Annotated in this window: 15 protein-coding genes; 6 read left to right on the forward strand and 9 right to left on the reverse strand. The window is 72.6% G+C overall.

Annotation, left to right across the window (positions count from 1 at the left end):
• Positions 1–38 precede the first annotated feature (38 nt).
• Together yaaA and O7619_RS14025 are read right to left on the reverse strand one after the other, a co-directional pair.
• Positions 39–836, reverse strand: coding sequence for a peroxide stress protein YaaA (gene yaaA, locus O7619_RS14020; protein WP_282288215.1), 798 nt, complete (start codon positions 834–836; stop codon positions 39–41).
• A 21-nt stretch (positions 837–857) separates the two neighbouring features.
• Complete coding sequence (locus O7619_RS14025) at positions 858–2408, reverse strand: hypothetical protein (protein ID WP_282288827.1); 1551 nt, start codon at positions 2406–2408, stop codon at positions 858–860.
• A 214-nt stretch (positions 2409–2622) separates the two neighbouring features.
• Here O7619_RS14025 and O7619_RS14030 point away from each other — a divergent pair, with 214 nt between their 5' ends.
• Complete coding sequence (locus O7619_RS14030) at positions 2623–3660, forward strand: phosphatase domain-containing protein (protein ID WP_282288828.1); 1038 nt, start codon at positions 2623–2625, stop codon at positions 3658–3660.
• 109 nt (positions 3661–3769) lie between these two features.
• Here O7619_RS14030 and glgB read toward each other — a convergent pair whose 3' ends face one another.
• The 4 genes from glgB to glgA all read right to left on the reverse strand — a co-directional run bounded on the left by glgB (position 3770) and on the right by glgA (position 11279).
• Positions 3770–5872, reverse strand: coding sequence for a 1,4-alpha-glucan branching protein GlgB (gene glgB / locus O7619_RS14035; RefSeq protein ID WP_282288216.1), 2103 nt, complete (start codon positions 5870–5872; stop codon positions 3770–3772).
• The gene (locus O7619_RS14040; RefSeq protein ID WP_282288218.1) at positions 5860–7956 is read right to left on the reverse strand and encodes an alpha-1,4-glucan--maltose-1-phosphate maltosyltransferase; all 2097 of its coding nucleotides are present in this window, start codon (positions 7954–7956) and stop codon (positions 5860–5862) included. The genes glgB and O7619_RS14040 overlap by 13 nt, the downstream gene beginning before the upstream one ends.
• Before the next feature lie 78 nt (positions 7957–8034).
• The gene (locus tag O7619_RS14045) at positions 8035–9630 is read right to left on the reverse strand and encodes an FAD-binding oxidoreductase (RefSeq protein WP_282288220.1); all 1596 of its coding nucleotides are present in this window, start codon (positions 9628–9630) and stop codon (positions 8035–8037) included.
• Between the two features lie 443 nt (positions 9631–10073).
• On the reverse strand, positions 10074–11279 hold the full coding sequence (gene glgA, locus O7619_RS14050; RefSeq protein WP_282288223.1) for a glycogen synthase: 1206 nt from the start codon (positions 11277–11279) through the stop codon (positions 10074–10076).
• Between the two features lie 94 nt (positions 11280–11373).
• Between glgA and glgC the strand changes: the two genes are divergently transcribed.
• From glgC to O7619_RS14075, 5 genes are all read left to right on the forward strand, one after another.
• Complete coding sequence (glgC, locus tag O7619_RS14055) at positions 11374–12606, forward strand: glucose-1-phosphate adenylyltransferase (RefSeq protein ID WP_282288226.1); 1233 nt, start codon at positions 11374–11376, stop codon at positions 12604–12606.
• 35 nt (positions 12607–12641) lie between these two features.
• Positions 12642–14279 (forward strand): phosphoglucomutase (alpha-D-glucose-1,6-bisphosphate-dependent), encoded by a 1638-nt coding sequence (gene pgm / locus O7619_RS14060; protein WP_282288229.1) that lies wholly within the window; start codon positions 12642–12644, stop codon positions 14277–14279.
• 144 nt (positions 14280–14423) lie between these two features.
• On the forward strand, positions 14424–15731 hold the full coding sequence (locus tag O7619_RS14065; RefSeq protein ID WP_282288231.1) for a hypothetical protein: 1308 nt from the start codon (positions 14424–14426) through the stop codon (positions 15729–15731).
• A 49-nt stretch (positions 15732–15780) separates the two neighbouring features.
• Entirely contained in the window at positions 15781–17103 is a 1323-nt protein-coding gene (locus tag O7619_RS14070; protein WP_282288232.1) for a hypothetical protein, read from the forward strand.
• Positions 17100–18362, forward strand: coding sequence for a hypothetical protein (locus O7619_RS14075; protein WP_282288234.1), 1263 nt, complete (start codon positions 17100–17102; stop codon positions 18360–18362). Before O7619_RS14070 ends, O7619_RS14075 begins: the two co-directional genes overlap by 4 nt.
• Positions 18363–18401: 39 nt before the next feature.
• On the opposite strand, the gene O7619_RS14080 is transcribed toward O7619_RS14075, so the two are convergent.
• Genes O7619_RS14080 through gmd form a run of 3 tightly spaced genes read right to left on the reverse strand, consistent with a single transcriptional unit; the run spans position 18402 to position 21735 of the window.
• Positions 18402–19526 (reverse strand): DegT/DnrJ/EryC1/StrS aminotransferase family protein, encoded by a 1125-nt coding sequence (locus tag O7619_RS14080; protein WP_282288235.1) that lies wholly within the window; start codon positions 19524–19526, stop codon positions 18402–18404.
• Entirely contained in the window at positions 19523–20725 is a 1203-nt protein-coding gene (locus tag O7619_RS14085) for a glycosyltransferase (RefSeq protein WP_282288236.1), read from the reverse strand. The genes O7619_RS14080 and O7619_RS14085 overlap by 4 nt, the downstream gene beginning before the upstream one ends.
• Complete coding sequence (gmd, locus tag O7619_RS14090; RefSeq protein WP_282288237.1) at positions 20722–21735, reverse strand: GDP-mannose 4,6-dehydratase; 1014 nt, start codon at positions 21733–21735, stop codon at positions 20722–20724. Before gmd ends, O7619_RS14085 begins: the two co-directional genes overlap by 4 nt.
• Positions 21736–21829 lie beyond the last annotated feature (94 nt).

Consider the following 21829-nt stretch of genomic DNA (forward strand, 5'->3'; position numbering starts at 1 on the left):
GGGAACCGCTGCGCCCGAGCCTTGAGCAAAACTTGCGCTCAGAGGTCGGCCACCACCACGTCCACCTGCCGGGGCCGGCCGGTCGCCCGGGGCGCCTCCTCGACCGTGTACTTCAGCTCCCGCAACGCCCCCACGAGCGCGTCCGCGCTGCGCGGCCGGGCGCCGGCGAGGAGCAGGTCCCGGACCAGCCGGCCCTTCGTCGCCTTGTTGAAGTGGCTCACCACCGACCGGGTCGGCGTCCCGTCCACGACCCGTTCGTGCAGCACCCGCACCGTCACGGTGCGCTCGGCGACCGCCCCGCGCGGCGTCCACGTGGCCGCGTACGCGCCGGAGCGCAGGTCCAGCACCGGGCCGCGGCCCGCCGCCGCCGTCACGGCCGGTCCCAGCGCCGCCCGCCAGTACGCCGACAGCGCCCCGACGCCCGGCAGCCGCGCCCCGACCGGGCAGCGGTACGGCGGGATCCGGTCGGTCAGCCGGACCGCGCCCCACAGGCCGGAGCTGATCAGCACCGACCGGCGGGCCGCCCGCTCCGCCGCCGCCGGCAGCGTGGCCAGGTCCAACGCCTCGTAGAGCACCCCGGTGTAGAGCCGCCCGGCCGGCGCGGTGGCCGCCGCCCGCAGCCGGGCGTTGCGCCGCAGCTCGCCGCGCTGCCCCTCGCTCAGGCCCAACGCGCCCAGGGCCGGCGCCGCGTCCGGGCCGGCGCAGAGGTCGACGAGCGCGGTCAGCACCGCCTCCCGGGCCGGGTTCAACTCGGTCAGGGACAGCCGCGACAGGTCCAGCCGCCGACCGGTGCCGGCCTCGGCCTTCCCCTCGGACGGAGGGAGCAGGATGAGCATCGGCACAGCGTACGGGCCGGCTCAGCGCCACGGCCGCACCGCGTGCTCCGGGTGGTACACGCGTGCGTCGCCGACCTCGGCCACCACCGCCGCGTCCGCCCGCCCGCCGAGCAGCCGCCGCAACGCGCGTTCCGCGGGTGAGCCGGCCGCCACCACGTACCCGGGTCGCGCCGCCAGGTTCACCCGCCGCCAGTACGCCGGGTAGCGGTTCTGCCCCGGCCGCAGGTCGCCGTCGAGCACCCCGCAGGCCACCGCCTCGCCCGTGTTGAAGATCAGCCGGCCGCAGGTCCAGTAGTCCCCGTACACGTCACGCAGGCCGGCGCGCAGCACCGCGTCGGCGAGCCGGCGGGCGGACCGCTCCTCGGCCCATACCCCCGGCATACCGGCCAGGAACGCCAGCGTGCCGGCGAGCGTCGCGACGGTCAGCCCGGCCAGCACCCCGGTCGCCGCGACGCCCCGCAGCCGGGCCGCGACGGACGCGGTGGCCCGCGGCGCGTGCGCGGCGGCCAGCCACAGCGGCCACAGCACCGCCGGCAGCGAGATCTGGAGCACCGACAGGTAGCGGGCGTTGGCGAGCGGATCCGTCGCGGCGAGCGGGCTGCGCACGTACGCCAGCAGCGTCAACGCCGCGCCCGCGGCCAGGGCGAGGATCGCCACCGCCCGCACCCGGGCGGCCGGGTCGACGGCCCGGCGGTACGCGGCCACGCCGAGCCCGGCGGCGGCCAGCAGCAGCACCGGGTAGAGCGCGCCGAACCACTGCGCCCCGCGCGCGCAACCGTCCATCGGGCACAGCCCGGACGCCAGCGGCACCCCCTCCAACAGCCCGCCGTGCAGCCGCTCCGCGAGCGACGGGGCGACCCCCTCCTTCGTGCTGATCTGCCGGAACACCGACAGCGAGTCCTGCCCGGCCGGCGCCACGATGTTGTCCTTCACCACCGGGGCGATCCCCACCGCGAAACCGGCGACCAGCAGCACGCCCGGCCAACCCACCAGGTCCCGGGGGACGGCCAGGACCAGCGCCACCACGGCCACCAGCAGGTAGGGCGCGATCAGCCAGTCCGACCACAACGCCAGGCCGGCGAGCAGCCCGAACGCCCCGGTGGCCAGCCAGCGGTGCCGGACCCGCCGCTCGCCGAGCGCGACCGCGATCAGCAGCAACGCCAGCACCGCCGGCTTCACCTCGGGCCGACCGCCGACCGCGGTGAGCTGGTCGCGGACCACCCGCTCCGAGCCGAGCGCCAGCAGGCCCACCACGACCACGGCCAGCCATCCGGAGAAGATCCGGCGGGTCAAGCGGTACGCCAGCCACAGGAAGATCGCGTAGAGCGCGACCAGCGGCAGCCGCAACAGCGGCCAGCTCGGCCCGGCCCAGCCCAGCAGCGGCGCGGCCAGATACGACTCCAGCACGCCCATGTAGCGCTGCCCGTAGAGGAAGACCGGCCGCTCGTGGCCGCCGGCGATGTGCAGCGCGGCCAGCCCGAACGTCGCCTCGTCGCTGTTCGAGGCCGGCACCGTGAGCAGGGTCAGCACCAGCCGGTAGCCGACCCCGGCCACACCGAGCAGCAACGCCACGAGCGCCGGCGCGTCCGGGCGGCGCGTCGCTGTCGGGTCGCGCTTTTTCGCTGTCGGGCTGCGCTGTGCTGTCGGGTTGCGCTTCGCTGTCGACACGACCCCGCCCCCGTCGTCGCCCCGACCGCAGTCTGACACGCCGGCAGGCGCGTTCCCGGACGGATCGGTGCAGATCACTCGCGTGGCCGGGCCCCGCCGGGTGTGGCAGTGTTGCTACGTGCCACCCACACCACCGGACCAACTCGCCGTGCCGCAACTGCACCGCGCCGCGCGCATCGAGGACGCGCTGCACGGGTTCGTGGAGCGCCGGTTGCGGCGCACCGGGTGGCAGCCCAACATCATCGCGTACGCCGGGTACGGCGCCCCCGGCTGGGCGCGGGTGCTCTGCCGGGTGCTGCTGGGCCGCCCGGACACCCGCCGCGGCCGGCTGGAGAAGGTCCGCGGCTGGCGCAGCTTCGCCACCCTGCCGGCCAAGCACGCCCGGGTGACCATCGAGGTCAACGGCGTGCGCAAGGAGGTCACCGCGGACCGCAGCGGCTTCGTCGACACCGTCGTCGAGGGCGACTTCACCCCCGGCTGGAGCTGCGTACGCCTGCGCGTGGCCGACGCCGAACCGGTGGAGGCGCTGGTCCGCATCCTCGACCCGAACGTCCGGTTCGGCATCCTGTCCGACATCGACGACACGGTCATGGTGACCGCGCTGCCCCGGCCGATGCTCGCCGCGTGGAACACGTTCGTCCTCGACGAGCACGCCCGCAACGCCGTACCCGGCATGGCGGTGCTCTACGAGCGTCTGGTCACCGCCCACCCCGGCGCGCCGGTCTTCTACCTCTCCACCGGCGCGTGGAACGTCGCGCCGACGCTCACCCGGTTTCTGTCCCGGCACCTCTACCCGGCCGGGCCGCTGCTGCTCACCGACTGGGGGCCGACCGCCGACCGCTGGTTCCGCAGCGGACGGGAACACAAGCGGGCCACGCTGGCCCGGCTTTCCCGCGAGTTCCCCGAGGTGCGGTGGCTGCTGATCGGCGACGACGGGCAGCACGACCAGGAGATCTACCGGGAGTTCGCCGCCGCCCATCCGGACAACGTGGCGGGCGTGGCGATCCGGCGGCTGTCGCCGACCCAGGCGGTGCTGGCCGGCAGCCTGCCCGCCCCGGCCGGGCGCGCCTCATCGGGGCCGGTGGGCCAGAAGTGGCTGAGCGCCCCCGACGGCGCCGGCCTGTGGAAACTCCTCCGCGAAGCCGACCTGGTCTGACCACCTCCCCACCCCCTCTGGCGCGCAGATTCACGGAAAGAGTGGCTATTCCGCGCTGGATAGGCACTCTTTCCGTGAATCTGTGGGGAGGGGGTGGGTGGGGGTGGGGTCAGGGCTTGCGGAGCCAGAGCACGCCCAGCGGGGGGACGCGCAGGGAGACCGACGCGGGCAGGCCGTGCCACGGCACGTTCTCCGCGTGCACCTCGCCCAGGTTGCCCACTCCCGACCCGCCGTAATGGTGGGCGTCGGTGTTCAACGCCTCGGTCCACGTCCCGCCGGCCGGCAGGCCGATCCGGTAGTCCTCCAGCGGTGTCGCGGAGAAGTTCGCCACGCACACCAGCGTCTGCCCGTCCGGGGCGATCCGGATGAACGACGCCGCGTTGTTGGCGACGTCGTCGCCGGCGATCCAGCGGAAGCCGGCCGGGTCGGTGTCCTGCGCCCACAGCGCCGGCGTGGCCCGATAGGCGCGGTTCAGGTCGGCGACCAGGCGTTGCACGCCGGCCCGCGCCGGGTCGTGCAGCAGGTACCAGTCGAGGCCGCGTTCCTCGCTCCACTCCCGGTCGTCGGCCAGCTCGCAGCCCATGAAGAGCAGTTGCTTGCCCGGGTGCGCCCACATGTACGCCAGCAGCGCCCGCACGTTGGCCAGCCGCTGCCAGGTGTCGCCGGGCATCTTGCCGGTCAGTGAGCCCTTGCCGTGCACCACCTCGTCGTGGCTGATCGGCAGCACGTAGTTCTCGCTCCAGGCGTACGCCAGGGAGAACGTGAGCTGGTGGTGGTGGTGCTGGCGGTAGATCGGGTCCTTCGACGTGTAGAGCAGGGTGTCGTGCATCCAGCCCATGTTCCATTTGAAGCCGAAGCCGAGCCCGCCGTCCGAGGTCGGCCGCGTCACGCCCGGCCAGGCGGTGGACTCCTCGGCGATCATGAGGACGCCCGGGTGGTGCCGGTAGACGGTGGCGTTGACTTCCTGGAGGAACGCGATGGCTTCCAGGTTCTCCCGGCCGCCGTGCACGTTCGGGGCCCACTGGCCCTCCTGCCGAGAATAGTCGAGGTAGAGCATCGAGGCGACCGCGTCGACCCGCAGCCCGTCGACGTGGAACTCGTCCAGCCAGTAGAGCGCGTTGGCGACCAGGAAGTTGCGTACCTCGTTGCGGCCGAAGTCGAAGACGTACGTGCCCCAGTCGGGGTGTTCGCCGCGGCGCGGGTCGGGGTGTTCGTAGAGCGGGGTACCGTCGAAGCGGGCGAGGGCCCACTCGTCCTTCGGGAAGTGGGCGGGCACCCAGTCGAGGATCACCCCGATGCCGGCGGCGTGCAGCCGGTCGACGAGGTGGCGGAAGTCGTCCGGGTCGCCGAAGCGGGCGGTGGGCGCGTAGTAGCCGGTGACCTGGTAGCCCCACGAGCCGCCGAACGGGTGCTCCATCACCGGCAGGAACTCCACGTGGGTGAAGCCCGTCTCGAGCACGTACGCGGTGAGCTGCTCGGCCAGCTCGCGGTAGCTCAGGCCGGGCCGCCACGAGCCGAGGTGCACCTCGTACACGCTCATCGGCTCCTGGTGGGGTTGCCGCGCCGCCCGGCGTTCCATCCAGTCGGCGTCGCCCCACTCGTACCGGGAATGGTGGACGACCGACGCGGTGGCCGGCGGCACCTCGGCGCGGGCGGCGAGGGGGTCGGCCTTGTCCCGCCACCGCCCGTCGGGACCGAGGATGCGGTATTTGTAGCGGCTGCCGGCCGGCATGCCGGGTACGAAGATCTCCCACACGCCGCTGGATCCGAGCGAGCGCATCGGCCAGCCGTCGTCCGGCCCCCAGCCGGTCACGTCGCCGACCAGCCGCACGCCGCGCGCGTTGGGCGCCCACACGGTGAACGCCACGCCCTCGTCGAGGACCCGGGCGCCGAGCGCCGCCCAGAGCCGCTCGTGCCGCCCCTCGCCGATGAGGTGCAGGTCCAGCTCGCCGAGGGTGGGGGGATAGCGGTACGGGTCGTCGAGCGTCGCGCCGTCCACCTCGACCCGGTAGTCGAGCACCTCGCCGGGGACCACCGCCTCGAAGACGCCGACGTCGTGCACCCGTTTCATCGGGTGCCGGTCGCCGTCGACGAGCAGCGCCACCTCGCCCGCGCCCCGGCGTAGCGTCCGGATGGTGGTGCTCCCGTCGGCCGGGTGCGCGCCGAGCACGGCGTGCGGGTCGTGCGCCTCACCGGCGATCAGCTGGTCCATCGTGGGTCGCCCTTCTCGGCCGGTGCGGTGGGTGCGGTGCCGCCGGACAGGTCGGCGGGTACGTCTTCGACGGTCAGGTCGGTTGCGGCCGGGTGCGCCGGCTCGTCGGCGGGTGGCGGTGTGGGGCGGCGCACGGTGAGCACGTGCGCCGGTTGCAGGTAGGGATCCAGGCGTACCGCGTTGCGCTGCCCCCAGTCGTACTCCGCGCCGGTCAGCTCGTCGCGCACGGTGAACCGCTCGTGCCAGTCGAAGCCGAGCGCCGGCATGTCCAGGGTGGTGTTGCCCCACTGCACCGTGCGGGAGTCGAACGAGCAGACCACGATGACCGTGTTGCCGGTGTCCGGGTCGTGCTTCGACCAGCACAGCAGCGCCGGGTTGTCGATGTCGTGGAAACGCAGGTTGCGGAGCTGGTGCAGGGCCGGGTTGTCGCGGCGGACCCGGTTGAGCGTGGTGATGAACGGCGCCAGGGACCGCCCCCGCGCCACCGCGCCGTCCCAGTCCCGGGGGCGCAGCTCGTACTTCTCGTTGTCGAGGTATTCCTCCGCGCCGGGGCGGGCGGTGTGCTCGAACAGCTCGAAGCCCGCGTACATGCCCCAGGAGGGGGAGAGCAGCGCGGCCAGCACCGCCCGGATCTTGAACATCGGCGGGCCGCCGTGCTGCAACGACTCGTGCAGGATGTCGGGGGTGTTGGGCCAGAAGTTCGGCCGCATCCAGTCGGCCGAGGCGACCAGCTCCTCGCAGTATTCCCGCATCTCGGCCGCCGTCGTCCGCCAGGTGAAATAGGTGTACGACTGGGTGAAGCCGATCTTGCCCAGCCCGTGCATGATCGCCGGGCGGGTGAACGCCTCGGCCAGGAACAACACGTCCGGGTCGACGCGCTTGACCTCGGCGATCAGCCAGTGCCAGAAGTCGAACGGCTTGGTGTGCGGGTTGTCGACCCGGAAGATCTTCACGCCCTCGCCGACCCAGTGCCGCACCACCCGCAGGATCTCGGCCCGGATGCCGTCCGGGTCGTTGTCGAAGTTCAGCGGGTAGATGTCCTGGTATTTCTTCGGCGGGTTCTCCGCGTACGCGATGCTGCCGTCGGCCCGGGTGGTGAACCACTCCGGGTGCTCGGTGACCCACGGATGGTCCGGCGCGCACTGCAACGCCAGGTCCATCGCCACCTCCAGGCCCTGCTCGGCGGCGGCGGTGACGAAGTCGCGGAAGTCCTCCGGCGTACCCAGATCGGGGTGGATGGCGTCGTGGCCGCCCTCGACCGCGCCGATCGCCCACGGCGAGCCGACGTCGTCCGGCCCGGCGGTGAGCGCGTTGTTGCGGCCCTTGCGGTTGACCCGGCCGATCGGGTGGATCGGCGGCAGGTAGAGCACGTCGAAACCCATCGCGGCCACGCCGGGCAGGCGGTCGAGGGCGGTGGTGAACGTGCCCGAGCGGGCCGGCGCGTCCACGGTGGCCGCGATCGCCCCCTCGGAGCGGGGGAAGAATTCGTACCAGGCGGAGAAGAGCGCCCGTGGCCGGTCCACCCACAGCGTGCGCTCGTCGCCGGTGGTGACCAGCTCGCGCACCGGGTGCTCCCAGAGCAGGTCGGCCAGGTCGAGCGCCGCGCTGACCCGGCGCGGCAGGTCGGCCTTCCCGTCGCGCAGCGCCTTCGCGGCTGCCCGTACGCGCTTGCGGTCGGCCTTCGGCACCAGGTCGAGCGCGGCGGTCAGCACGCGGACGCCCTCGGCCAGGTCGTTCGCCAGCTCGGCCGCGCCCTGACCGGCGGCCAACTTCTTCGTCACCGCGTTCTGCCAGGTCAGGTAGGGATCCTGGAACGCCTCGACGGTGAACCGCCACTCGCCGACCGCGTCCGGTCGGATGGTGGCGTGCCAGCGGTCCTGCCCCGGCTCGCCGGCGCGCATCCGGGTGAACGGGCGGGCCGCGCCGTCCGGGCCGAGCCAGACCACGTTGCAGCCGAGCGCGTCGTGGCCCTCGCGGTAGGCCCGGGCCGACACCGGTACGACCTCGCCGACCACCGCCTTGGCCGGGTAGCGACCGCAGGCGACGACGGGGGAGACGTCTTCGATCGGGAACCGTCCAGTCACCCGCCCAACCTACTGCGCGAGATCGTCTCGCGCTCGGGTGCGCCGCCGAAGCACCGGATCCGGGTCGGCAGCCGGCGGTCAGCTACCGATCCCCTGCGGATAGGTGAAGTAGTCGGTCGGGTCGTATCTCCGCTTCACCCGGACGAGGCGGGCGTAGTTGATGCCGTAGTAGGCCCGCCGCCAGTCCCTCAGCGTCGGGTCGGGGAAGTTCTGATAGGCGTGCCGGGGCGGGGTGGCACCGAAGATGTCGCGGTAGAACTCGTCGAGCCAGCGCAGGTTGGCGGTGGCGACGCGGCGCGAGTCGTAGTCCGCCCAGGAGGTCTCGGCGGCGAAGATGAACACGCCGTCGCGGTGCACGAACGCCGTGGCGTCCGGTGGCACCCGGTTGATCTCGCCGCCGAGGGCGAACATCGCGAACCCGGCCCCGTCCGGGTTGCCGCTGCCCGGCCAGTCGAGCAGCCGCTCGGCGGCGGCGGCGACCTGGTCGTCGGTGAGCAGGGTCGCCAGGTGCAGCACCGCCGACTTGGCGGCGAACTTCTCCACCGGCGTGGTGGCGCTCAGCAACGCGCTCGCCTCACCGGGGGTGACCTCGCGCACCGTCGCGCTGTTGCGGGTGCGCTCCTCGGCGGTGCCGATGTCGAGCAGCGGGGCCAGGATGGCGCGCAGTTCCTCGACCGGGCCGTAGAACTGGCCGATGGCGTTGACGTTGGCGTTGGCGCGCACCTGCTCCCGGGTGAACCCGTTCGTCCCGATGCCGACGCGCAGGTGGAACCGCCTGTCGTGCAGGGTGTCCACGGCGGCCCGCTGCGCGGCGGCGAGCACCGGCAGCACCGAGTCCAGGCTCCAGCGCAACCGGTAGACGCCGACGTTCCCCTCGAACCGCTCGTACTGGAACGTGAAGGAGGTGTTCACTCCGAAGTTGTTCCCCGCCCCGCCCCGGCAGGCCCAGAACAGGTCGGGGTGCGACTCCTCGCTGGCCTCCACGACGCGGCCGTCGGCGAGCACCACCGTCGTCGAGACCAGCCGGTCGCAGGTCAGGCCGAACATCTTGTCGCTGAACCCGATGCCGCCGCCGAGCACCAGCCCGGCCACACCGACGCTGGGGCAGCGGCCCGTCGGGACGAACATGCCCCGGTCCTCCAGCAGCGAGTGCAGGTCGCCGTTTGCGACACCGGCTCCCACGGTGAGGGTGCCCGCGCCATGGGTGACCCGGATCGGCCCGTAGGCCCGGGCCGGCGGGGCGGTCGGCAGCGGGGTGGTGACGATCCCCTTCATCCGGGCCATGTTGAGCAGCAGACCGGGGGTCACCGAGTAGCCGGCGTAGTTGTGGCCCAGCCCGGAGCGGGGCACCGCGGGCAGCCCCACCGCGCGGGCCCAGCGGATCGACTCCCGGACGTCCCGGGTGCTGGCGCAGGTCACGATGCCCGCCGGGTGGGTGCCGGCGTACCGGTGGTTGAACGGGAGCGCCAGCGGCGGATAGCTGGCGTCCGGTGGCCGGTAGAGAGTGGAGGCCGGCGACAGCGCGCGCGCCAGCCGCTCCCAGTCCCGCCGGCTGACCCGCTCCGCCGCCTCCGTGTCCGGGGTGGCGGCGGTGGCCGGTGACAGCACACCCACCAGACCGGTCCCCAACGCGCCAGCCGCGCCGGCCCGCAGCACATCCCGTCTGTTGATCATTCTGCTGCCCTCGCACCGCGCTCCGGGAGGCGATCACCTCTCCGCTCATCCTTCGGTGGGAGTGATGGCTTCTCGTGCGGGTTGAGCGGGTTTCACCTGTTGTGGCGACCCGCGCAGCGGGACCAGCACCCCCGGGGCGTCGTGTTGACGCCGGCCGAAGCCAGTTGCCGACTTCGCCCGAGATCTTGGAAGATTTCGGCCCCTCCGGGGGCCATTTGCTTCCAAGATCTGTGGTGGCGGCCAGGCCTAGCAGGATCAGCCGAGGTCGTAGTCGGGCGGGCTGGTGTTGAGGATCCAGGCGAGCGGCATGGTCGCCCGCACGTCGTAGCGCTCGCCGTCCGGGCGGTGCATAGCGACCGTCTGTGCCGGCACCGTGCCGGCCTCGACGCGGCCACGGCCCGGTCGACATCTGTTAAGAAGGGGCCCCGCCTCTACCGAAAGCGTTAAGCGGGGGCCCCTCCTTGCACCGAGCGGTAGAGGGCGAGCGTCTGGTCGGCGATGGCGGACCAGGAGAAGTGGTCCACCGCGCGTCGGCGGCCGGCCGCGCCGAACGCCGCGATCCGCGCCGGGTCGGCCAGCAGCTCGTTCATCCGGTCGGCCAGGTCGGCGACGAAGCGCTCCGGGTCCAGCGGGGTGCCCGACCCGTCGCCGGCCTGCTCGATCGGCACCAGCAGCCCGGTCTCGCCGTCCGCGACCACCTCGGGGATGCCGCCGGTGGCGGTGGCCACCACGGCCGTCTCGCAGGCCATCGCCTCCAGGTTGACGATGCCCATCGGCTCGTAGACGGACGGGCAGACGAAGATCGTGGCGTGGGTGAGCACCTGGATCACCTCGTGCTTGGGCAGCATCGCCGCCACCCAGACCACGCCGGAGCGCGTCGCCCGCAGCTCGGCGGCCAACTCCTCGACCTCGGCGCCGATCTCCGGGGTGTCCGGCGCGCCGGCCAGCAGCACGAGTTGGGTGTCGGCGGGCAGCTCCCGGGCCGCCCGCAGCAGGTAGGGCAGGCCCTTCTGCCGGGTGATCCGCCCGACGTAGACCACGCTGGGCCGGGCCGGGTCGATGCCGAGCCGGTCGAGCACGTCGGTGCCGGTGTCCGGGGCGTACTGCGCGGTGTCGATGCCGTTGTAGACCACCCGGACCCGGTCCGGGTCCACCCCCGGGTAGGCGGTGAGCACGTCCCGGCGCATGCCCTCGCTCACCGCGACGATCGCGTCGGCGGCCTCGAACGCGGTCCGCTCGCACCAGGAGGAGAGCGCGTACCCGCCGCCGAGCTGCTCGGCCTTCCACGGGCGGAGCGGCTCCAGGCTGTGCGCGGTCACCACGTGCGGCACCCCGTGCAGCAGCTTCGCGGTGTGCCCGGCCAGGTTCGCGTACCAGGTGTGGCTGTGCACCACGTCGGCGCCGGCGGTGCCGGCGGCCATCTCCAGGTCGACGCCCATGACGCGCAGCGCGGGGTTCGCACCGGCCAGGCCGGCCGGTTCGGCGTACGCGGTGACGCCCTCCTCGGAACGTGGCGCGCCGAAGCAGTGCACCCGCACCTCGGCGAGGCGGCGCAGCTCGCGGGCCAGGTATTCCACGTGCACCCCGGCGCCGCCGTAGACCTCCGGCGGGTATTCACGGGTGAGCAGGTCGACGCGCAACGGTGCCATGCCCGGCACCTTAGTGCAGACCGCCGGATCTCACCGGGTGCGCAACTGCGCCGTCCGAGTGGTGAAGTCGCGGCAGGGTGGATAGCGTCTGACCATGGCTGCCAAGGTGCTCGCGATCGTCCTGGCCGGCGGGGAGGGCAAGCGTCTCATGCCCCTGACCACCGACCGGGCGAAGCCGGCCGTCCCCTTCGGCGGGATGTACCGCATGGTCGACTTCGTCCTCTCCAACCTGGCAAACGCCGGCTTTCTCAAGATCGTCGTGCTGACCCAGTACAAGTCCCACTCCCTGGACCGTCACATCACCAAGACCTGGCGGATGTCGACGCTCCTCGGCAACTACGTCACGCCGGTGCCGGCGCAGCAGCGCCGCGGCCCGTGGTGGTTCGCCGGCTCCGCCGACGCGATCTACCAGAGCTTCAACCTGATCAACGACGAGCAGCCCGACCATGTGATCGTCTTCGGCGCCGACCACATCTACCGGATGGACCCGCGGCAGATGGTGGAGGACCACATCGCCTCCGGCGCCGGAGTGACCGTGGCCGGGATCCGGCAGCCGCTGACCATGGCCGACCAGTTCGGCGTGATCGAGGTCGGCGCCGACGGCAAGCAGATCCGGGCGTTCCGGGAGAAGCCCACCGACGCGGTGGGGCTGCCCGACGCGCCCGACCAGATCTACGCCTCGATGGGCAACTACGTCTTCTCCACCAAGGCGCTCTGCGAGGCGGTCGAGTGCGACGCGGAGGACCGCACCAGCAAGCACGACATGGGCGGCAGCATCATCCCGATGCTCGTCGAGCGGGGCGAGGCGAACGTCTACGACTTCAAGGACAACGAGGTGCCGGGCAGCACCGACCGGGACCGTGGCTACTGGCGTGACGTGGGGACGCTCGACTCGTTCTACGACGCCCACATGGATCTGATCAACGTGCACCCGGTGTTCAACCTCTACAACTTCGACTGGCCGATCTACACCGAGCAGCCGCCGTACCCGCCGGCCAAGTTCGTGCACGCCTGGGGCGAACGGGTCGGCCGGGCGGTCAGCTCGATGGTCTCGCCCGGCTCGGTGATCTCCGGCTCGCTGGTGGAGAACTCGATCGTCTCGCCCAAGGTCAAGGTGCACTCCTGGGCGCACGTCGACGGCGCCGTCCTGATGGAAGGTGTCGAGATCGGCCGGCACGCGGTCGTCCGGCGGGCGATCCTGGACAAGAACGTCTCCGTCCCGGAGGGCGCCGAGATCGGCGTCGACCTGGAGCGGGACCGCCAGCGCTACACCGTCTCCGACAACGGCGTCGTCGTCATCGGCAAGGGTCAGCGCATCGAGCCCTGACCGGCCCCACCCCATCCATCGAGGAGGACCCCGCAGTGGCCCACCCCCGTGCCGGACAACCCGCCGAGCCCGCCGACCTGGTCGACGTGCCCCGGTTGGTCACCGCCTACTACGCCGAGCACCCGGACCCGAGCGATCCGGCGCAGCAGGTCTCCTTCGGCACCTCCGGGCACCGCGGGTCGAGCCTGCGCGGCGCGTTCAACTCCGACCACATCCTCGCCGTCACCCAGGCGCTCTGCGACTACCGGCGGGAGCAGGGCCTCGACGGCCCGCTGTTCCTGGCCCGGGACACCCATGCGCTCTCCGCGCCGGCCGAGGCCGACGCGCTGGAGGTGCTGGCCGCCAACGACGTCACCGTGCTGCGGGACAGCCGTGACGGCTACACCCCGACCCCCGCGGCGTCGCACGCCATCCTCACCCACAACCGGGGCCGCACCTCCGGGCTCGCCGACGGCATCGTGATCACCCCGTCGCACAACCCGCCGTCCGACGGCGGGTTCAAGTACAACCCCACCAACGGCGGCCCCGCCGACACCGACGTCACGAAGTGGATCCAGGACCGCGCGAACGCGATCCTCGCCGCCGGGCTCAAGGAGGTGAAACGCATCCCGTACGCGCGGGCCCGCGCCGCCGACACCACCGGGACGTACGACTTCCTCGCCCACTACGTCGACGACCTGCCGGCCGCGCTCGACATCGACGCGATCCGGGACGCCGGGGTGCGCATCGGCGCCGACCCGATGGGCGGGGCGAGCGTGGCGTACTGGGGGGAGATCGCCGAGCGGCACCGCCTCGACCTCACGGTGATCAACCCGGAGGTGGACCCGACCTGGCGGTTCATGACCCTCGACGGCGACGGCAAGATCCGGATGGACTGCTCCTCGCCGAACGCGATGGCCTCGCTGATCGCCGCCCGCGACAAGTACCAGGTCTCCACCGGCAACGACGCCGACGCCGACCGGCACGGCATCGTCACCCCCGACGGCGGGCTGATGAACCCCAACCACTACCTGGCGGTGGCGATCGGCCACCTGTTCCGTACCCGGGAGCGGTGGAGCCCGGCCGCGGCGGTGGGCAAGACGCTCGTCTCCTCCTCGATGATCGACCGGGTCGCGGCCGACCTGGGCCGGACGCTGCTGGAGGTGCCGGTCGGGTTCAAGTGGTTCGTGCCCGGCCTGCTCGACGGCGCGGTCGGCTTCGGGGGCGAGGAGAGCGCCGGCGCGTCCTTCCTGCGTCGCGACGGCAGCACCTGGACCACCGACAAGGACGGCATCCTGCTCTGCCTGCTCGCCGCGGAGATCATCGCGGTGACCGGGCGCACCCCCAGCGAGCACTGGGCCGAGCTGGCCGACCGGTTCGGCGCTCCCGCCTACGCGCGGATCGACGCCCCGGCCGGCCGGGAGGAGAAGGCGGTCCTGGCGAAGCTGTCGCCGGAGCAGGTCACCGCGACCGAGCTGGCCGGCGAGCCGATCACCGCGGTCCTGACCACCGCGCCGGGCAACGGCGCCGCGATCGGCGGGCTGAAGGTGACCACCGGGTCGGGCTGGTTCGCCGCCCGGCCGTCCGGCACCGAGGACGTCTACAAGATCTACGCCGAGTCGTTCCAGGGCCCGGAGCACCTCGCCCGGATCCAGGAGGAGGCCAAGTCCCTGGTCGACGGCGTGTTGTCGTAGCCTCCGGGACGCCCGTCGTGCCCCCGTCCGCCCGCCGGACGGGGGCACGACGGCGTTTCGCCACGTTTCCCCGTCGTGGGCGTGTCGCGGCACCGGCTGGCTCGTTGCGCATGAGGCGACGGAAAACAGTGAGGGGCGCATCTGATGAACCGGTCCGGGGTGGTCGCCAACCCTGGACCGGAGATCGACGTCATCGACGCCCGGGCAGCACGACCGGCACGCGGCGCCGGGTCGGGACACCGGCGGGACCTGGTCGGTGGGCTGCTGCGCTGTTATCCGGTCAGCTTCCTGGTGCTCGCCCCGTACGTGGTGTTCATCCTTCCGACGGCGGTGCTCAACGACAATCCGCACACCGGTTTCATCGTGCTCCTGGTGGGCCTGGCGTTGCTGGGCAGCATCTCGGTGGAGACGGTCGGCCTGCTGTTCGGCCGTCCCGATCCGCGGTGGCGGCACGGCATGCGGCAGGCGACCGCCCGATATCCCCGGATCTACCAGGTGGCCCGGCTGGTGACCCTGACCAGCATCACGGCCGACCTGCTGGGCGCGCGCCTCGGCCGGGGGAGCATCACCGCGCAGATCTCCGGGCAACTGTCCGACGCGCCGCTGGTGGCGCTGACCAAGCTGTTCTCGGGTTGGAGCGCGCTGGGCTTCGCACTGCTGATCGCGAGCCACCTGGGTGGCCGGCTGTCCAGGGCGAAGCTGTACGGCTGGCTCGCCGCGCTCGTCGCCACCCAGGTGCTCGTCACCATGCTGACCGCCCTCACCGCCCCTCTGATCGGCTTCGTCTTCTTCGCGGTCACCGCCGGCGCGGTCTGCGGCGTGTTCCGGCTGCGGGTCCTGCTGCTCGGCACGGTGGCACTGCTGCTGCTCTGGCCGGCGATGTTCGAGCACCGCAACGAGATCCGGCAGGACCAGGGCATCACGGTGAGCGGCGACGTGACGGCGGCGGACCGGCTCCGTCTGGACAGTCAGCTCACCGCGGTGGCGGGCTACGACGTGCCGGTCGAGATCGGGCAGCCCGGTGTCCCGGACTATGTCAGGTACGGGCTGGTGCCGCGGGTGCTCGACCCGGAGCGGCCGGCGTTGTCCACCGGGCAGCGGATCAACCAGTTCCTCGGTGGTGGGCCGACGTCGTCCTACACGTTCCTGTTGCTGGGCAACATCTGGTTCTTCGACGGGCCGGTGGGTGTGGTGGCCGTGCACGCCTTCTGGGCCGGCTTCGTGGCGTTGTTGATGCGGTGGCGGGGTCGGCCCGGCCCGGCCCGGTTGAGCCTGTTCTGCCTGGTCTTCTCCGATGTGCTGCTCTGGTCCGGGACCTATCCCGACTCCACGATCGCGTTCCTGCAACACGCGGTGTCGGCGCTGACGGTCTTTCTCCTGATGTGGCTGGCCCGTTTCATCCCCCTCAGCCCGGGCGGAGGCGCGAGCCGTCAGGTGGTCCACCCGGGATGACCGTCCCGTGGCTGCGGCTGGCTCGTTACGCACGGCGAGGGGAGTTCTGATGATCGGGTCCAGGGCGGTCGCCGGCCGGCTGCCGGCCGACGCCGGTGCCGGTGTCGCGGTGGTCGGCGCCGGGATGGCCCGCCGGGATCCCGGTGCCCGCTCCAGACGTCGGCGGGAGCTGGTCGGTGGGCTGCTGCGGTGTTATCCGGTCAGCTTCCTGGTGCTCGCCCCGTACGTGGTGTTCATCCTTCCGACGGCGGTGCTCAACGGCAACCCGCACACCGGTCTCATCGTGCTCCTGGTGGGCCTGGCGTTGCTGGGCAGCGCCAGTGTGGAGACGATCGGTCTGCTCTTCGGCCGTCCCGATCCGCAGTGGCGGCAGGGCATGCGGCAGGCGACCGCCAGATACCCCCGGATCTATCCGGTGGCGCGGCTGGTGACCCTGACCGGCATCGCGGCGAACGTCGTCGGGGCCCACCTCGGTCGGGGGACCGTCGTCAGCCAGGTGTCCGGCGAACTGTCCGACACCCCACTCGCGATGGCGTGCGCGCTCTTCTCGGGCTGGGGCATCCTGGGTTTCGCCCTGTTGGTGGGCAGCCAACTCGGCGGCCGGCTGTCGTCGCGGAAGCTGTACTGCTGGGTGGTCGTGCTCGTCGGCGCGGAGGCGTACGTCGCGGTCCTGACCGCCCGGTCCGCGCCCCTGATCGCCCTGGTGTTCTTCGTGGCCGCCGCCGGAGCCGTCAGCGGCGTCTTCCGGCTGCGTCACCTCCTGCTCTGGACGGTGGTGCTCCTCCTCGCCTGGCCCGCCATGTTCGCCCAGCGCAACACCATCCGGGACGCGCAGGGGGTGGCGGTGGACACCCAGGTCACCGCCGCCGACCGGCTCCGTCTGGACAGTCAGCTCACCGCGGTGGCGGGCTACGACGTGCCGGTCGAGATCGGGCAGCCTGGTGTCGCCGACTATGTCAGGTACGGGATTGTGCCGCGGGTGCTCGACCCGGAGCGGCCGGCGTTGTCCACCGGGCAGCGGATCAACCAGTTCCTCGGTGGTGGGCCGACGTCGTCGTACAGCTTCCTGTTGCTGGGCAACATCTGGTTCTTCGACGGGCCGGTGGGTGTGGTGGCCGTGCACGGCTTCTGGGCCGGCTTCGTGGCGTTGCTGATGCGGTGGCGGGGTCGGCCCGGCCCGGCCCGGTTGAGCCTGTTCTGCCTGGTCTTCTCGGATGTGCTGCTCTGGTCCGGTACCTATCCCGACTCCACGATCGGGTTCCTGCAACACGTGGTGTCGGCCGCGCCCGTCCTCCTGCTGCTGGGCTCGACCCGCAGCGCCCCCGCCCGGCGCGACGACCACCTGTCCCTGCCGGTGGGTGCCGCCCGATGACCGTCCGGGTCCGCTCCCGGGCCGGCCGCGGAGACGTCCCCGGTGTCCCCCGGCGCGGCCGTCGGGCCGTGCTCGCCCTGCTCGTCGGGGGGTTGTCCAGCGGCGGCAACCTGCTGGTGGCGATCACCGTCACCCGGCTGGAGTCCATCGGCGGGGTGGGCGAGTTCGCCCTCGCCTTCACGTTCTACGTGCTCGGCTCCGGGCTGGTCCGCAGCATGGTGACCGAGGCCGTGCTGGCGGCGGGGTCGGGCGTCCCGTCCGCCGCCCGGCGGGTCACCCTGCTCGGCACGGCCTGCGGCGCCGCGCTCGGCGCCGCGGGCGCGGCCGTCGGCTCGCCCTATCTGGTGCTCGTGGGTCTCGCCCTGCCCGGTCTGGTGCTCTACGACTACGCGAAGGCGATCGCCGTCGGCGTCGGCACCCCGTCCGGCGCGCTGTTCCAGGAGGTCGCCTGGGCGGCGGTCACCGGTTGTGCCGTGCTGGCCGGCTTGTTCCGGCTGGTCGACGCGCCGTCCGTGGTCGCCGGTTGGGCGTTCGGCGGCGCGCTGATCGGGGTGGTGGTCGGGGTCCGTCGCGGCTACGCCCTGTGGCCCGGCTGGCGCGTCGGCCGGGCGGAGAGCCGCGTCGCGGTGGGGTTCGGCACGCAGTTCCTGCTGACCACCGGATCGGCGCAGTTGTCGCTGAGCGCGGTGGCCGCCTTCGCGGGCACCTCGGTGGTCGGCGCGTTGAGCGCCGGACGGACCCTGCTCGGGCCGGTGAACCTGGTGCTGTCCACCGCCGCCACGCTGACCCTGCCGTACCTGGCCCGCACCCGCGCCGGGTCGCGCGCGGTGCGGACCAGGGCGGCCGTCCGGGTGACGCTGGTCGTGACCGCCGGCGTCCTGCCGATGACGGTCGCGGTCGCCCTCCTGCCCGACGCGGTGGGCCGGTTGCTGCTCGGTCCCAACTGGGGCCTGGCCCGCAGCCTGCTGGTGCTGCTGGCCCTGGAGAGCCTGTTCGCGGTGCCGGCCGCCGTCGGCTTCGCCGGGCTGCGGGTCGAGCGGGCGAGCCGGCGGGCGATCCTGCTCGGCGTCCTGCTCGGTGGACTGCGGGTGCCGGTGGTGGTCGTCGCGGCGGTGCTGTTCGGGGCGACCGGCGCGGCCGGCGCGCTCGCCTTCCTCGCCCTGGTCAGCGCGGTCGCCTGGGCCGGCAGCTACCTGCTGCTGCTGCGATACCGCGCGCCCCGGGCCCGCCGGTTCGACCCGGTTCCGACCGGCGGGTGAGCGCCGGGCGGGACCGGGTGGCGGACGGGCGCAGGTGGGTCAGGCGATGCTCGCCAGGGCGGCGCGGATGCGCTCCACCACCGTCTTGAGCCCCGCCTCGGTCAGCTCCGGATACGTGGGCAGGTTGATGCCGCGCCGGCTCAGGTCGGCGGTCACCGGGCAGTGCGCCGCCGGATCCCGGTGTGCGGGCAGGTCGGGGATCGGTACGAAGAAGGGCCGGGTCTCCACGCCGAGCCGATCGAGCGTCAGGGCGAGCGTGTCGCGGGAGGTGGCGTCCCCCTCCGGGCCGACCAGGAAGGCGGCCATCCACGGTGCCCGGCGGACCCCGGCGACCACCGGCTGCGCCGACAGCGCCGGCTCGTCGGCGAGTTGCGCCTCGTAGCCGGCGATCACCTCGTCGCGTCGGGCGATGATCTCGTCGGCGCGGTCGAGCTGGGCGCAGAGCAGCGCCGCGCCCAGGTTGGTCATCCGGTAGTTGTAGCCCAGCACCGGGAAGTAGTACCGGCGGTGCGGGTCCATGCCCTGGTTGCGCAGCAGGCGCATCCGGGCGGCGAGCGTCTCGTCGGAGGTGGTCACGCAGCCCCCCTCACCCGCCGTGATCACCTTGTTGCCGAAGAAGGAGAAGGTGGTCGCGTCGGCGAGCGCACCGGTGGGGCGTCCGTCGGCCGTGGCGCCGAAGGACTCCGCCGCGTCGGCCACCAGGAGCAGACCGTGCCGCTGGCACAGCGCGCGCAGGGCCGGATAGTCGGCGGGGTGGCCGTACAGGTCGACGGCGATGACCGCCCGGGTCCGCGGACCGATCGCGGCCCGGACCGCGGCGGGGTCGACGCACCAGCTCTCTGGCAGCACGTCCACGCAGACGGCGCGCGCCCCGCAGTAGGCGACGGCGTTCGCGGTCGCCACGTAGGTGAGCGCGGGCACGATGACCTCGTCACCCGGTCCGATCCCGGCGGCGGCGAGGACCAGGTGCAGGGCGACCGTGCCGTTGGCGGTGGCCAGCGCCGTGCCGGCGGCACACCGCCGGGCGAAGCGGTCCTCGAAATCGTCGAGGTAGGGACCCCGGGAGGAGACCCAGCCGCTGCGCAGAGCGTCGACCACATACCGTTCCTCCAACTCGGAGAGGCTCGGTCGGGCCACCGGATAGCGGTCGTCCGCCATGCTCATGACGCTTCCTCCCCGCTGAGTTCCGCGGCGAACGCGGATCTCGGCATCGGCCCGGGTCGTCCCTCCGCCACCCACCGCAGCACGTCGAGGTAGTCGCTGCCGGTCGCCGCCCAGGTACGGGCGGCCAACCGGCCGTTGGCGCGCCGGGCGGCGGCGGCGTAGCGCGGCCGGTCGGCCAGCACCCGCTGGACCGCCTCGGCCAGGGAGGCCGGCTCCGTGGCCCGGAAGACCGCCGCCTCCGCGCCGGTGAACTCCAGTTGCGCGAGCAACGGCTCGGCGTCGGCGCAGGCGACGGGGAGCCCCCAACTGAACGCCTCAAGCATCGCACCGCTCGCCGCCTCCCAGAGCGACGGGATCACCACCGCGTCGGTCCGGGCGTAGAGGGCGTCCAACTCGTCGCGGGTGACGAAGCCGGGGAAGGACACCCGGCCACACAGGTCGGGTTGCGCGGCGCGGGCGAGCAGGCGACTGGCCTCGGGCTCGACCAGCGGGCCGGGGCAGACCAGCCGGCACTGCGGGAGCAGCGCCATCGCCTCCAGCAGCGTCGCGTGGTTCTTGTGGCTCGCGGTGGAGGACGGGTAGACGAGCAGCCCCGGTTCGGGTCGGGTGGCGGCGCGTTCGGGCGCGGGTTGGAACGTCGGGGTCGGGATGAGCGCGGTCCGCTCCGCCGCCTCGGGAAACAGCCGCAAAGTCTCCCGGTACGGGTGGGGCCAGGTGACCACGACGGCGGACGCGCGGGCCACGTTCGCCCGGACGACGGCGGCGAAGCCGGGGGCGTGGAAGGCGGCCCGCAGGTGCCGCAGGTCGTGCACGACGACGACCGACGGGTCGGCGGCGATCGGGTTGCTGTGGAACGGGTACAACGTGACGTCCGCCCCCCGCTGCCGGGGGACCGAACGCTGCCGGACCGCGTTGACCGCCCGGCGGACGGCGAGGGAGTCGCGGACCCGCGTCGGTGTCCAACGGCGCAGCAGTTGACCCGGGGCGGTGTCGGAGCGTAACGGCTGGGCGACCTCGGCCCAGCCGAGGCGGGGGGTGGGCACCTGGTGACGCCACTGCGGCAGAGTGCCACGCAGGACGTTCACCCGCAGCTCGCAGGAGGTGTCGGCGGCCATGCCGGCCAGCAGGCCGTAGGTGAATGCCTCGACCCCGGCGGCGTGGCCCGGACGGATCGGAGTGGCGTCGACGGTGATCCTCATCGGTCCACCCGCACCAGGCGTCCCATCCGCTCGTCCTCCAGGAGCTGCCGGTCGGCGTCCACCATCACCCGCACCAGGTCGCTGAAGAGGGTCTTGGGCGCCCAGCCCAACCGACGCCGGGCCTTGGTGGAGTCACCGATGAGGGCGTCGACCTCGGCCGGACGGAAGTAGGCAGGGTCGATCTCCACGTACTTCTGCCAGTCCAGCCCGACCCGGTCGAAGGCGGTCTCGACGAACTCGCGTACCGAGTGCCCCTCGCCGGTGGCCACCACGTAGTCGTCGGGGGTGTCCTGCTGGAGGGCCAGCCACATCGCCTCGACGTACTCCGGGGCGTAGCCCCAGTCCCGCACCGCGTCGAGGTTGCCCAGGTAGAGCTTGTCCTGGATGCCGGCCTCGATCCTGGCCACCGCGCGAGTGACCTTGCGGGTGACGAAGTTCTCGCCCCGCCGGGGGCTCTCGTGGTTGAACAGGATGCCGTTGACGCAGAACATGTCCCACGACTCGCGGTAGTTGACCGCCGTCCAGTAGGCGTAGACCTTCGCGCACGCGTACGGGCTGCGGGGGTGGAACGGCGTCTCCTCGCGCTGCGGGGGCGGGGTGGAGCCGAACATCTCCGAGGAGGACGCCTGATAGAAGCGGCAGTCGACGTCGGCGGCCCGGGCGGCCTCCAGCATCCGCAGGGCGCCGACCCCGGTCACGTCCGCGGTGTAGCCCGGGATGTCGAACGAGACCCGTACGTGGCTCTGCGCGCCGAGGTTGTAGATCTCGTCCGGCCGGATGTCGCGGATCAGCGAGGTCAACGAGGCCGGGTCGGAGAGGTCGCTGTAGTGGAGGAACAGGCGCGCCTCGTCGTGGCGGGGATGGACGTCGATCCGGTCGATCCGCTCCGTGTTGAACGAGGAGGACCTTCGCTTTATCCCGTGCACCGTGTAGCCCTTGTTGAGCAGGAACTCTGAAAGGTAGCTACCGTCCTGCCCGGTGGTGCCGGATATGAGTGCCACTCGTGACATGGAGTTCCTCCCGTGCCGTGTGCCGGATGATTTTCCGCGCGCCTTCCTTATACCGGGTTCCGGGTCGTCGACCCCGTGTTTCCGGGTAATGTTC

Source organism: Micromonospora sp. WMMD998, assembly GCF_029581235.1.
GTDB lineage: Bacteria > Actinomycetota > Actinomycetes > Mycobacteriales > Micromonosporaceae > Micromonospora.